Annotated in this window: 11 protein-coding genes and 1 tRNA gene; 9 read left to right on the top strand and 3 right to left on the bottom strand. The window is 43.3% G+C overall.

Translation table 11 applies throughout. From position 1 onward, the window contains the following. Window positions 1-18: 18 nt before the first annotated feature. From ACO067_RS09330 to ACO067_RS09320, 3 genes are read left to right on the top strand one after another with little or no spacing between them, the layout of a single operon-like run. Complete coding sequence (locus tag ACO067_RS09330) at window positions 19-1,368, top strand: 3-keto-disaccharide hydrolase (protein ID WP_421873329.1); 1,350 nt, start codon at window positions 19-21, stop codon at window positions 1,366-1,368. Further along, window positions 1,368-2,579 (top strand): Gfo/Idh/MocA family protein, encoded by a 1,212-nt coding sequence (locus tag ACO067_RS09325; RefSeq protein WP_421873327.1) that lies wholly within the window; start codon window positions 1,368-1,370, stop codon window positions 2,577-2,579. The genes ACO067_RS09330 and ACO067_RS09325 overlap by 1 nt, the downstream gene beginning before the upstream one ends. 13 nt (window positions 2,580-2,592) lie before the next feature. After that, entirely contained in the window at window positions 2,593-3,918 is a 1,326-nt protein-coding gene (locus tag ACO067_RS09320; protein ID WP_421873325.1) for a Gfo/Idh/MocA family protein, read from the top strand. Window positions 3,919-3,932: 14 nt separating this feature from the next. Here the strand turns inward: ACO067_RS09320 and ACO067_RS09315 are convergent, their stop codons facing one another. Next, window positions 3,933-5,330 (bottom strand): methyl-accepting chemotaxis protein, encoded by a 1,398-nt coding sequence (locus ACO067_RS09315; RefSeq protein WP_421873323.1) that lies wholly within the window; start codon window positions 5,328-5,330, stop codon window positions 3,933-3,935. Window positions 5,331-5,829: 499 nt separating this feature from the next. Between ACO067_RS09315 and ACO067_RS09310 the strand changes: the two genes are divergently transcribed. The 3 genes from ACO067_RS09310 (at window position 5,830) to ACO067_RS09300 (ending at window position 8,170) form a co-directional block, all read left to right on the top strand. Then, window positions 5,830-6,720 (top strand): NAD(P)H-binding protein, encoded by an 891-nt coding sequence (locus tag ACO067_RS09310; protein WP_421873320.1) that lies wholly within the window; start codon window positions 5,830-5,832, stop codon window positions 6,718-6,720. Between the two features lie 3 nt (window positions 6,721-6,723). Further along, the gene (locus ACO067_RS09305; RefSeq protein WP_421873318.1) at window positions 6,724-7,305 is read left to right on the top strand and encodes a hypothetical protein; all 582 of its coding nucleotides are present in this window, start codon (window positions 6,724-6,726) and stop codon (window positions 7,303-7,305) included. 145 nt (window positions 7,306-7,450) lie between these two features. Further along, window positions 7,451-8,170 (top strand): hypothetical protein, encoded by a 720-nt coding sequence (locus ACO067_RS09300; RefSeq protein WP_421873315.1) that lies wholly within the window; start codon window positions 7,451-7,453, stop codon window positions 8,168-8,170. Window positions 8,171-8,336: 166 nt separating this feature from the next. Here the strand turns inward: ACO067_RS09300 and ACO067_RS09295 are convergent, their stop codons facing one another. Next, window positions 8,337-8,519 (bottom strand): hypothetical protein, encoded by a 183-nt coding sequence (locus ACO067_RS09295; protein ID WP_421873313.1) that lies wholly within the window; start codon window positions 8,517-8,519, stop codon window positions 8,337-8,339. Window positions 8,520-9,054: 535 nt separating this feature from the next. Then, a tRNA-Asn gene (locus ACO067_RS09290) sits at window positions 9,055-9,128 on the bottom strand. A 289-nt stretch (window positions 9,129-9,417) separates the two neighbouring features. Between ACO067_RS09290 and ACO067_RS09285 the strand changes: the two genes are divergently transcribed. From ACO067_RS09285 to ACO067_RS09275, 3 genes are all read left to right on the top strand, one after another. Further along, on the top strand, window positions 9,418-9,849 hold the full coding sequence (locus ACO067_RS09285) for an Hsp20/alpha crystallin family protein (protein WP_421873311.1): 432 nt from the start codon (window positions 9,418-9,420) through the stop codon (window positions 9,847-9,849). A 178-nt stretch (window positions 9,850-10,027) separates the two neighbouring features. Further along, window positions 10,028-11,518 (top strand): Do family serine endopeptidase, encoded by a 1,491-nt coding sequence (locus ACO067_RS09280; protein WP_421873309.1) that lies wholly within the window; start codon window positions 10,028-10,030, stop codon window positions 11,516-11,518. A gap of 141 nt (window positions 11,519-11,659) precedes the next feature. Beyond that, window positions 11,660-13,210 carry an aldehyde dehydrogenase family protein gene (locus ACO067_RS09275; RefSeq protein ID WP_421873307.1) on the top strand — a complete coding sequence of 517 codons (1,551 nt, stop codon included), beginning with the start codon at window positions 11,660-11,662 and terminating at the stop codon, window positions 13,208-13,210. Window positions 13,211-13,257 lie beyond the last annotated feature (47 nt).

The raw sequence follows: 13,257 nt of genomic DNA, 5'->3' as shown, positions 1-13,257 counted from the left end.
ATTTGATCCTTACCAAAAATGAAAACACTTTTTTATTGCCTTGTTATTGGCATATCCTTCAGTGCAGTTGCCCAAAACTGGCAACCGATTTTTAATGGCACAGATCTCACCGGCTGGGAAACCAAAGGAGGCAAAGCTCCTTATAAAGTAGAAAATGGAACAATAATTGGAACAGCTGTTCTTAACTCTCCTAATACTTTTTTGTGCACTAAAAAGACCTATTCCGATTTCATTCTTGAATTTGAGGTATTTCTGCCCAACCATTTAAATACCGGTGTGCAGTTTCGTAGCAATTTCGATGGAGTAGTAAAGGGATATCAATGCGAGATTGACCCATCGGATCGAGCTTTTTCGGGAGGTGTTTATGATGAGCAGCGTCGTGGGTGGATGTATCCGATCAGCTTGAATAAGAAGGCAAGTAGTGCTTTCCAGCTAGGTATGTGGAATAAGTTTCGAATCGAATGCCTGGGTAGTGAAATCCGTACCTACATCAACGGCCAGATGTGTAGTAACCTGATGGACGATATGACCAATGAGGGTTTCATCGGATTACAAGTGCATAGCATTGGTGAGAAGGAGGAAGGTTATCTGGTCAAATGGAGAGATATCCGCATTTTGACAGAGCAAGTAGCTGAGTACCGCAATAATCCAGATCCTGAAGTCTTGCAGATGAGTTATCTGAAAAACCAGCTGACTGATTGGGAGAAAAGAAATGGCTGGCGTCTGCTCTGGGATGGTAAAACAAATGCTGGTTGGCGAGGTGCAAAATTGGATGACTTTCCAAGCTCCGGATGGACAATGGAGAATGGTGAGCTAACCGTACTTGCCACAGATGGAGGTGAAGCCACTGGGCCTGGAGATATAGTGACCACTAGTAACTATAGCAACTTCGAATTAGAGTTGGAGTTCAAAATCACTGAAGGTGCCAATAGCGGGATCAAATACTTTGTGGATCCATCTCTCAATAAAAATAGCGGATCAGCTATAGGATGTGAATTTCAAATACTGGATGACCAGAAGCACCCAGATGCCAAAATGGGAGTGAATGGCAACCGGACAGTGGGCTCCTTATATGACCTGATTGCAGCGGAAAACCTCTCAGTTCCCGGGCGTGGTAAACAGTTTAAGGGAATTGGCCAATGGAATAAAGCCCGTATTGTCTCCAAAGATGGGAAGGTTGAGCATTGGTTGAATAATGAAAAGATTATCGAGTATGATCGTTTTTCACAAATGTTCAGGGCACTTGTGGCCTATAGTAAATACAAAGTGTGGGATAACTTCGGTCAATGGCCAGAAGGCAGCATCCTGCTTCAGGATCATGGCAACCAGGTGAGTTATCGAAGCATCAAAATCCGAGAGCTTAACTAATGAAAGACCAGGAAACCGCAAGAAGACATTTTTTAAAAACTGGATTGACGATCCTGGGAGGAACAACTCTTGGTTTGCGCTATGCAAACAGTCTGCCTTTTCATTTCGGAAGTGAAACTGTACGGATTGGGGTAATAGGCACTGGAGACAGAGGTACAGGTCTTATGCGACTGATCAATCAGATTGATGGTTTGATAGTAACGGCCTGTTCAGATATTATTCCATTTCGATTAGCAGACGCCATACAATTGTCAAAAGGTGCTAAATCTTATCCAGATTACAGAGATCTTTTGGCAGACAATAAAGTAGATGCGGTGTTAGTGACTACACCTTTCAGCACCCACGATGAGATTGCGATAGATGCGTTGCGAGCAGGTAAGCACGTGTACTGTGAAAAGACCATGGCTAAGGGTCTGGATGAAATACAAGCAGTAATTACTGCAGCGGAGTCTACAGACCTGGTCTTTCAAACAGGTCATCAATACCATAGTAGTGCCCTTTACAATCGGGCAAGAGCAATCATCCGGTCAGGCTATATTGGGGAGGTGACAGCCTACGAATGCCAGTGGAACAGAAATGGTAACTGGAGGCGTCCTGTTCCAGACCCGAAATGGGAGCGCATGATCAACTGGCGCATGTATCGGGAGTATTCTGGAGGTCTGGTGGCAGAGTTGATGTCCCATCAAATAGACTTTATCAATTGGGTCACAGAAAGCCACCCTGAGCAAGTGACCGGTTTTGGTGGTATTGATCACTGGAAAGACGGTCGGGAAACTTTTGACAATGTGCATCTGCTCTTCAAATACCCTTCTGGTTTAGATGCATCATTTGAGTGTACTACCACCAATGGCTTTGGAGATTATCGCATCAAAGTAATGGGTTCCGAAGGGACTATAATGCTGGATTATACGAAAGGAACCATTTATGCGGAGCAAAAAGAGATAGCGGAGAAAGGATTGGTAGATGGAGTATCCGGTGCTACCATCCAGGCATGGCAAAAAGGAGAAGGGGCACCTATTGACGCACCAGGCAATGATCCGACTCTCGATGCTTTGAAGCAATTTTATGCATCTATCGTGGATGGTTCTACGGTCATTTCCAGTTTGCATACTGGAGCAACCACAGCAAAATGTGTTCAGATTTCTCTTGATGCGCTTTATCAAAACCAAATCAAAAAATGGGATGAATATCCCGAGCTAAAATTCAGCTAACCAACTCATACCTATGAAACCTACCAGAAGAACATTTATAAAAAATTCAGCTTTTGCTGTAGCTGGAACCTCCTACCTATTGTCGTCCAATCGTCTGTGGGCCTTTTCTCCAAACGAGACCGTTAATGTGGCCATCTTGGGAACAGGCGGCAGAGCTTACGCTTTGGCACAATCCATTGGCCTTTGCTCTAACATCAAGTTGGCAAAGGCATGTGAGGTAGATGCTCGTCGGTTGGAAAAGTTTCAGGCGTATGCCAAAGATACTTTGGGATATAAGGTGAAGGGAGAAAGTGATTTTCGTAAAGTGTTGGAAGATAAATCCATAGATGCGATTTTCATAGCTACACCGGAGCACTGGCATGCTCCAATGGCTATCATGGCGATGCAAGCAGGAAAGCACGTGTACGTGGAGAAGCCCTGCAGTCACAATTTGTATGAAAATGAATTGCTCAACAAAGCCTATCAAAAGTATGCTAAGGTGTGCCAAATGGGCAATCAGCAGCGATCATCTATTACTTCGAATCAGGCCATTAAAGATATTAGGGAAGGTAAAATCGGAGATGTATACTATGCCAAAGCCTGGTATTCCAATACACGCGGTTCGATTGGATATGGACAGGAAGTAGCTGTTCCTGATTTCCTGGATTGGGAGCTGTGGCAAGGTCCAGCACCGAGAGAGGCTTACCGGGACAATGTACATCCTTACAACTGGCATTGGTTCCGAAGCTGGGGTACAGGAGAGATTCATAACAATGGCACGCATGAGATTGACGTGTGCCGTTGGGCGTTGGGTGTGGGACTACCATCCCGAGTGGTTTCTACTGGCGGAAGATTGCATTTCGATGATGATTGGGAATATTACGATACACAGGTAGCCAACTTTGAATATCCGGATGGTAAATCGATCGTTTGGGAAGGTAAGAGTTGCAATGGGATGAAGCTATATGGAAGAGGAAGAGGTGCGATCATTCATGGCACACAGGGATCAATACTTCTGGACAGAGAGGGGTATCAGCTGCTGGACTTACAGGGAAATGAGTTGAGCTTCATGAAAGAGGAAAGTCCGGGAACATCAGCATCCACTCAGGACACAAGCGGTTTTGACGGACTCACGGTCAAGCATATTCAGAATTTTGTCAACACAATAGCAGGTAGGGAAGAATTGAATGCTCCTATAGATGATGCAAGTTTATCTACTCACATGTGCCATTTGGGTAATATTGCTCAGGACTTAAAAGTCAGTTTGGATGTGGATGAAACGGGTGCTATCATTAATAATGAAGCGGCCACCAATCTGGTGAAGCGAACCTATGAACCGGGATGGGAGCCCAAGGCATAATGATTTGATTTGACTTATTCGTAAGAAACCATTTCTTCCTTTCGTACAGGTTGATTTTGTAGTTTAAATTTCTCCACCGCAGCAGACAGCCCGTTGGCGATCTCACTCAGGGTTTCCGTCATTTGAGTGTAGTTCTCCATTCCAGCAGACAGCTCTGTGGCTGAGCTGGCAATTTGTTCAGTTCCCGCGGCTGTCTCTTCCGCTACTACTACGATCGATTCGGTGATGGAAACCATTCTGGTCACACTATTATTTTGTGATTGAGTTGCCTCCAGTATAATTTTTGATTGCTCCAATGTCTGATTGGATGAGGCAGCCATTTCTTCAAAGACTCGTGATGCTTCACGAGAAGCATCCACGCTGAACGTCACATTTTCATTCATTCGCTCGGTGATGGAGACGGCCTGTTGCGTGTCTTTTTGCACACTGTCCACCAGGTCTTGAATGATTCTCGCTGAGTTTTTAGAATCTTCTGCCAGTTTACGTATTTCTTCGGCCACTACGGAGAATCCGCGTCCATATTCACCAGCGTTAGCAGCTTCTATAGCTGCATTGAGTGCAAGTAAGTTTGTTTGAGCAGAAATCTCTGTGATCATGGCCAGTACTCTGGATATCTCAGCCGATCTTTTGGACAAGACTCTCATGGATTCGGTTGTTTCCTGTGACATGCCATGTATTTCACTGATTTTGGCTACTACGTCATTGATCATGTTGGTGCCCCGCAAGCAGTTTTCCACACTTTTTTTAGCGGCATCATTGATTGAATGCGATTGCTCACTCATGCTATTTGAGCTGGAGAGTATTTGCTCTATGAGGTTAGAGGATTCATCTACCTTTTGCACCTGGGTTTGAGCTCCGTGGCTCATCTCACCAATAGACGTGGCAATCTCTCTGGTACTGGAAGCCATCTCGCTTCCACTCACACGCATGTCCACTACTTTTTCTTCAATGCTTTCCGCATATTTTGAAATAGTTTGGACCAATGAAGACAAGTTGTCCAATGAAAGATTCAAAGCGTAGGCTAGTTCACTCAAATCCCCAGCGGAGTCCCCGGTGTATCGTTTAGTAAGATCTCCCTCTGACATGGCGCTTACAATCCTGATGATCTCAGCAATAGGCTGGGAAATAGCCTCCAATAGCTCATTTAATGATTCTGATAATACCAACCAGGCTCCTGATTTTCCATTGGTTTCTGCTCTCTTTTCAAGGTCTCCATCTTTACCCGCTTCTTCCAGAATAATTCGTTGTTCGGTGATGAAGTCTGTGATGTTTCGCCTGAGATCATTTGCTTCTCTGCCTAGCGCATCTCCATTGGGTGAAAAATTGGTAAAGAAATCTCCGCGTCTCACATCGCTGAGAAAATTGGTCGTATTGTTCTGCGTAGTTTGGATGTGCTCAAGATTCTTTATCAAAGTAGTTAAGCTACTTGATAGGTGCGCTCCACTCTCTCCATGTGCAATGAAATGACTAAGTGATGCGGCACTTTGGATCGGACGGAGTATTGACCTGTGGTAAAAATAAAGTGAAGCACTTGTCGTCAATAATAATAGAACGCTAGTGATCACTATCCACACAGAGACAGGATCGGTGAGACTTACAATTAAAAGTAGCAAACTGCCGAGAACGCTTAATGCAAGAGCCAGGAAGAGAAATTGTTGGGGAGATAGAGACTTCAGTTTTGCGATTAACTTTTCCAAATCAATAGTATTATTACAATAAAACAGTTATATTCAAAAAAATCAGAATGCGGTGATCACTCAGTTAACTACCAAAGCCTGCCTAAAATATGGTATTATTCTATTGATTCAAAACTATGCGTTGTTTGAAATAAAATATTTAAAATAATATTGCAAATAATGTAAACGTTTCAGATAAAATAAATAGATTTTAAGCTGATTGTATTTTTTCCAAATGAGCGAGGCAAGTATACTGGTCTTAGGTGCGACGGGCAATGTGGGGTCAGAGGTCATAAAACAACTTACGGTTGCCAATCAGCCTGTGATAGCGGGTATTTATAACAAACTAAGCCAGTCAGATGATCGGCTCACTAATTCATTACCGGTAGACTATAACGATTTGGATTTGCTGTGTAGGGCTTTCAGTGGTGTGGGTACTTTAGTGGTGATCATTCCGGACTCTCCAGAGATGGAGCTACATGCTCAAGCAATTGTTAGGTGTGCCAGTGAATGTCACATTGCCAGGTATGTACTCATTAGTGGAGCAGGCGTCACTTTGGCTCCAACTAACGTATTGAGTCAACGCCTACGGGCTATGGAGCAACAGTTTGTGCAATCAAATATGAAGGGAGTGATTCTGCGCCCAACATTTTTTATGCAGAATTTGATCAATCATTTTACCGCAAACGAATTGGGCGAATACCATCTAGCCATGGGTGCTGGTAAGGTCAATTATATCGATGTGCGAGATGTGGCTAAGGCGGTAATAAGCGCGATAGGGTGGTTGAGTTGGCAACTCTCCAAATCAACTGTTTTTCATCTGACAGGATCTGAATCTTATACCTTCTCAGAGGTGGTGGGTGTTTTGAACGAGGTGTGCAACAGCGACTTCACCTACATAGATATGCCTTTAAGTGATCAGATAACTCTACTAGAAAAGGCAGGTCTGCCCAACTGGAGGGTAGAGATGATGACAGAAGTGTTTATGTCCATTAGGAAAAGTAGCTATGATTTTTGGAGTGAGGATTTTGAGCGACTTACAGAGGCTAAGCCAGTTTCCTTGAAGGAATTTGTGGCAGCAGACAAAACATATTTTAGAACTAATTATCAACTAAACCATAAATAGTAAATGAGCGAGTTTAAGTCCTTTGAAGGAGGAATAGAAACCAATGCTATCCAGCCCTTTTTGGTTGGGTCCATGTCCAAAGACAGTAGATTGTCCATACTGAAGAATCATGGGTTGGAGTACAAAGATGACCCCAATCAGTTTTACGATTTACAGAAATTTCTAAATGCCTTTGAGGAGGTAAAAGATCAGTTTGGAGAAATGAATCTCTTTTTAATTGGTAAGGCCGTGATAGACAATGCGCAGTTTCCTCCGATGAACAGTCTGGAAGAAGCGCTACAGTCCCTGGATGTGGCCTATCATATGAATCACCGGAAGGGAGGTCAACCAATGTTCAATCCTGAAAACGGACAGATGCTAGAAGGTATTGGTCATTACAAACTCACCAAGTACGATGCGTCAGCAAAGACTGCTGAAATGGTTTGTCACACACCTTATCCTAGCAAGTTTGAGGAGGGATTGATTTTGCAGATTGTACGAAGGTTCAAGCCGGAGGGCTCTATTCGTACCAAGGTGGAGCTGGACGAATCCAAGGAGACCAGAAGAAAAGGAGCAGAAACGTGCACCTTCAAGATTAGCTGGTAGTTAGGTTAGCATTCTCAAGTTGGATTAATCACTGATTAACATTTACCGCCGATTGCTTTCATATCAAGTAGCTATGGAATGAAGGTAGTCTGCCATTTTTAATGACATATAACTGAATTAACTTTTCACTAAATTAGATACTCACATGAAAACAAAAACAGAAAAACCAATTACCTCATCGGAAGTAGAGCAGTTGGACCTTCAGCTAAGAGAGGAGTTCCTTTTGGGAGCTGAAAAATTTGCCTCCAATCCGCTTCATCAAAAGTTGAAGTCTGATCTACCGATACAGGATAAATTGAAATTCATCCCACGCATGCTATTTTTTGTACTCGGGTTCAAGGATATCATGCAAATAGTGCGGTATGAAGGGGAATTGTCTGATCTGGAAGAAAGCGTCAATACCCATAGTGATGAGGATTCCAATCACTGGGAGTGGTATTTAAATGATTTGGCTTTCATGTCGGGTCATTTTCAGGAGTTTAAAGGGGCAGATCTAATCAGTCATACCTGGGATGATGAGACCCTGGAAGTGCGTAAAACTATCTATTCTTTTAATCGTTACGTCCAGCAATATGACCATCCTGTAGCACGTATGCTCATGATCGAGGTGCTAGAGATCACCTTTGATAAATTCAAGGCAGCTATTCATCCTGTATTGAAGAATGCAGACTTGTACGACCAGTTGGAGTATTTTGGTAAGAAACATCAAGACACTGAAGAAAACCATTCTACTGGCATCAGTGATGATGAGATTGCTCATTTGATTAATCTACTACCGGTTGATCAGAAAGAAGAAATGGTTGACGTAGTTCGCGTGCTATTCAATCAGATGTATCAGATGGCAGCCAATTGGGCAGAAGCCTAAGGAAGGCTTAGATCCTAACTTTAAATGGGCTGTCTCAAAAGCGGTGCTCTGGTCATTCTGAACTAGTTTCAGGATCTAAAATGCATTGATATTCAACTACATAGATTCTGAGATAAATTCAGAATGACACCAATTTCAGGCTTTTGAGACAGCCCCTTTTTTTGTGTCAGTTACTATGAAGAACGGTGAATAACCTATCCAATTTGAAGTTCATTTGCTCCGATTCTTTCTGTATTCCCTGGGACGTTGGGTTGTGCGGAGAGCCAAAATTATCAGCAAGTACTTGATGTACCTCGATTCTGGTGGCATGTAGGATGGTGCTTTGTCTGGGGAAATACTTTGGTTTCATGATTCTATGCTCTTTAGTTGGTCTGGTGAACCTAGTTTAAGTTACTATCATTTGATAGTTTATTTCGTCGAACGGTTTGAAAACTCCGCTGAATCAAGAGTAAGCATAAAAAAAACCATCTGCTAGTTAGCGGATGGCTTCTTCTTGTTTTAGCTTCTCAGGCTGCCCCGATAGCTATCGGGGCGATCGGACCGGCGTACCGGCCAGCGACCCTCAGATTTGGATTTTACTTCGATAGGATAGATACTCAAAACCAAGTGATGCTCTTTCCCACGTCAAATACTCAAATCAACTATGCACCATTAACCATAAAAAAAAGCCACTCTTTCAAGTGGCTTAATTCTTTGGTTGCTCCTCAGGCTGGGGTTCGATCGGACCGGCGTACCGGCCAGCGACCTTCAGATTTGGATTTTACTTCGATAGGATAGATACTCAAAACCAAGTGATGCTCTTTCCCGCGTTAAATGCTCAAATCAACTATGCACCATTAACCATAAAAAAAGCCACTCTTTCAAGTGGCTTAATTCTTTGGTTGCTCCTCAGGCTGGGCTCGAACCAGCGACCCTCTGATTAACAGTCAGATGCTCTAACCAACTGAGCTACTGAGGAATTTTATGTCTTTTTGATTACTGTATGAACTACTGCTTTCCAAAAAGGATTGCAAACTTAATTTTCTGTTTGATATTCTGCAATGGCTGGCAAAGAAAAATTTTGGAAAAATTGGAGTGTGTCAATTAATCACTGAGAATAAGTCATAATGGCAGCTTTATTTGCAGTAAATCAATCATATCGGCCAATATGGCATGATTAGGTCTAAAAAATCGATTGGCATAGAATTCGAATAGTGCATGGTGTATTTGATTTAAAACATTCAACAATAACTAAAACATTAACAACTATGGCACTTATAAAGTATAATCCAAACGGTTACAGACCAGCTACATTTAGCAACTTCATCGACAGATTTTTTGATGACGAATTCTTTGGTGGAAAGAGAACTTCAAGCTTTTCTCCTCAAGTAGATATTGCTGAAACGGAGAAAGAATTTGAATTGCAGTTTCATTTAGCTGGCGTCAACAAAGACGATATCAAAATCGATGTTAACGACGATCGATTGACTGTAAGCGGTGAGAGAAAATTCAAAAACGAGAAGAACGAGAAGAACTACCACAGTGTGGAGAGTTACTATGGTACATTTAGCAGATCATTCTACCTCCCAGACAATGTGAATCTGGATAAGGTGGACGCTTCTTATCAGGATGGTATATTGAACATTACCATTCCTAAGGACGAAAAGAAAGAAACCAAAAAGACGATTTCGATCAAGTAATTGAACAGACGATGTGAAGTTGGAGCCCTGGCCAAATCCCAAAACTGGGTGGTCAGGGTTTTTTGTTAAGAATTGTTAAGCATTGACACTCATCCCTTAATTGGATCGTTTTTGGTACAACATTCAGTGAAGCAATTGAGTATAATTAGTACGATTTTAGACAAGAAAGGAAATGGACATGAATACGAGAAAAGTATATTTCGCAATGGTGCTTTCATCGTTCCTTGGAGCAGTGATCGCCATTGGTGGATATTCACTCATAGTGGAGCCACAGAAAGTGGAGCAGGTAGTCCCAGTAAGCGGGCAAGGTAATCCGGTGAGTTTGACCAATTATGTTTTTGATACGACTGACTATGTCGTGCCGAAAGGGTTGAACTTTGTCTATGCGGCCAAACAAGCGACTCCTGCGGTAGTGCATATTCGCACAGAATATACTGGCAATACGGAGTATGCAACCAGAAATCCCATGGAGGAATTCTTCAAGGACTATTTTGGCGAGCGATATGACAGGCGTGAAAGAGCCCCGAGACAAGGAGCAGGTTCTGGGGTGATTGTGTCGCCTGATGGATACATCGCCACCAACAATCACGTGGTGGATGGTGCATCGGAAATCGAAGTTTTGCTCAACGATAACCGGACCTATAGTGCGGAATTAATCGGAACGGATCCAGATACTGACCTGGCATTATTGAAAATAGATGAAGAACAACTCCAATACATGGAGTTTGGTGACTCTGAAAACATTCAGATAGGTGAATGGGTGCTAGCAATTGGTAATCCATTCGAATTTCGATCTACAGTGACGGCAGGTATCGTCAGTGCTAAGGCAAGGAATATCAATATCCTGGCAAGAAGTGGTAGCAATACCCGAATAGAGGCCTTCATTCAGACGGATGCGGCAGTAAATCCAGGTAACTCTGGTGGAGCTCTGGTCAACCTCAATGGTGAATTGGTAGGTATCAATACCGCTATTGCTTCTCCTACAGGTGCATTTGCGGGATATAGTTTTGCCGTACCAGCTACTTTGGTCAAAAAAGTTATTTGGGACCTGAAAGATTTTGGTGCCGTACAGCGTCCTTTACTTGGAATCCAAATTAGAGACGTGTCAGCTGAATTAGCTGACGCTGAAAATCTTGGGGTGCTAAAAGGAGTATTTGTAGCTCGAGTAAATGAGGGAACCTCTGCGGCTGATGCAGGTTTGAAAGAGAAAGATGTAATCATCGCTATTGATGGTAAGAAAGTGTCTAATGTAGCACAGCTACAAGAGCAGGTAGCGCTGAATAGACCTGGAGATAAGATCGAAGTGACTTATATCCGAGACGGCAAAACCGAGACGGTGAAGGCTACGCTGAAGAATCAGTTTAGAAATACAGAAGTAGTCACAGCTTCCAATTCATTCGAAATTGATGGAGCCACTTTTGAACCTGTTTCTAATACCATGAAGTCCAAATTGCAGATTGAAAATGGTATTCAAGTAAAGGATTTGGGCAATGGTAAATGGAAAGAAGCAGGAATTGATGAGGGGTTTGTCATTACAAAAATAGATAAGCGACCTATCCGATCTATGGATGACTTGACGGCCTCATTGAATAACGCTATGGGTGAGGGAATCTTGGTAGAAGGTGTTTACCCCAACGGCGAAAAAGCATACTACGGAATAGGTTGGTAAGAAATCCGATTACTCGGAAGGTTAGGTAGTTAGGTTAGTGCCACTCTGTGATCTCAAAACGGAGTGGCATTTTTTATGACTTTAGGTGCAAGAATTTTTTAGCTTTGCAGCCTCAAAACAACAAATTAACCAAACGAGAAAATGACGAATTCAACAAGGGATATCAGTGCAATCCTTAAAAACCTCGGAGTAGAAGCATCCAACCCCGGTGCGGCTATTGGTACCAAGTGGCTACCAACCAGAGGTCAGAAGATAACTTCTTTTTCGCCTGCAGATGGTCAAGCCATCGCGGAGGTAACATTGGCAGATGAAGATGCCTACGAAAAAGTGATCAATTCTGCCCAGGAAGCTTTCAAGACGTGGAGATTGAAACCTGCTCCCCAGCGTGGAGAGATTGTCAGACAGATCGGTGAAGAGCTACGTAAATACAAAGACGATTTGGGCCGGTTGGTTTCCTATGAAATGGGTAAATCCCTGCAGGAAGGTTTAGGTGAGGTTCAGGAAATGATCGATATCTGTGATTTTGCTGTTGGATTGTCTCGCCAATTGTATGGCCTCACCATGCACTCAGAACGTCCGGCACACCGCATGTATGAGCAGTGGCACCCGATCGGAATCGTTGGAATCATTTCTGCATTCAATTTTCCAGTGGCTGTTTGGTCGTGGAATGCGGCCATCGCCTGGGTATGTGGAGATGTTTGTGTCTGGAAACCATCAGAGAAAGTACCCCTTTCGGCTATTGCCTGCCAAAAGATCGTACAGGGAATCTTCGAGAGAAACGGAGTGCATCCAGGCGTTTGTGGATTGGTTATTGGTGATGCTGAGATAGGCAAGAAAATGTCTAATGACTCACGAATCCCATTGATTTCTGCAACAGGGTCCACCCGAATGGGTAAGGCAGTCGGAGAAGCCGTAGGCAGAAGGTTAGGCAAAACGATTCTTGAACTTGGAGGAAATAATGCCATCATCATTACCGAAAATGCCGACTTGAATGTGACCATTCCTGGAGCAGTTTTTGGCGCGGTAGGTACAGCCGGTCAGCGGTGTACCAGTACCAGACGACTGATCATTCACGAAAGTCTTTTTGAAGAAATGAAGCAGCGACTAGTGAAGGCTTATGGTCAATTGAAAATTGGCAACCCATTGGATGAGAACAATCACGTAGGGCCATTGATCGACAAAGATGCAGTGGCGATTTACAAGGAAGCTCTTGATAAAATAGTTGCTGAGGGCGGTAAGCCAATCATTGAAGGTGAAGTGCTATCCGGTGAAGGTTACGAGTCAGGCTGCTATGTGAAGCCAGCCATTTTCGAAGTGGAAAATAGTTACCAAATGGTGCAGCATGAGACATTTGCTCCGATATTGTACCTCATCAAATATTCTACACTTGAAGAAGCAATAGCCATGCAAAATGGCGTTCCTCAGGGTCTTTCATCAGCGATTATGACCACCAATATGCGTGAATCGGAGCTGTTCCTGTCTCATGCAGGATCAGACTGTGGAATAGCCAACGTGAACATTGGTACTTCTGGCGCCGAAATTGGAGGCGCTTTTGGTGGAGAAAAGGAAACCGGAGGCGGACGTGAATCTGGATCTGATGCCTGGAAGGCATACATGAGACGTCAGACCAACACAATCAATTATTCCACTGAGTTGCCGCTAGCGCAAGGAATCAAATTTGATTTAGGATAAGACAGAAATAAAAAAGCTGCCTCCACCGGAGGCAGCTTTTCAGTTTA

Source organism: Marinoscillum sp., from assembly GCF_965229915.1.
In the GTDB taxonomy this organism is placed as follows: domain Bacteria; phylum Bacteroidota; class Bacteroidia; order Cytophagales; family Cyclobacteriaceae; genus Marinoscillum.
This window is presented reverse-complemented; position numbering and strand designations above follow the sequence as displayed.